The organism is Neisseria sp. P0014.S009 (genome assembly GCF_051958155.1).
GTDB classification, from domain to species: domain Bacteria; phylum Pseudomonadota; class Gammaproteobacteria; order Burkholderiales; family Neisseriaceae; genus Neisseria; species Neisseria flavescens_C.
The window spans coordinates 1-263 of record NZ_JBQCVS010000144.1 but is presented as its reverse complement, the minus strand read 5'-3'; the positions used below and the strand labels follow the sequence as shown (position 1 = coordinate 263).

The following is a 263-nucleotide window of genomic DNA, read 5'->3' as shown; positions in this document are numbered from 1 at the left end:
AGGTATACCTGCTGTCCGGTTTGACTTCCTGCAAGAGGTGGCTGCCGTCCCAAACGAATCCGGTTTTCTCTTCGAGGTCGTCTGAAACTTCTTCGTTTTTCAGACGGCCTTTGCCTATCCTTCTGCCCAAGGCGTCGTAGCTGTACGCCCAAGTCTCTTTCGTGCCGTCTTTCTTGAAGATTTCGGCTTTAACCAGTTGGTCATGCAGATCGTAGAAGTAGTTCTGCACTTCGCCGTCGGCCAGTTCGCGGTGGATCAGGTTG

1 pseudogene is annotated in these 263 nt (G+C 52.5%); it reads right to left on the bottom strand.

The window, feature by feature from the left end:
• Positions 1-263, bottom strand: a pseudogene (locus tag ACTHS4_RS12050) (RHS repeat protein); the annotation flags it as partial.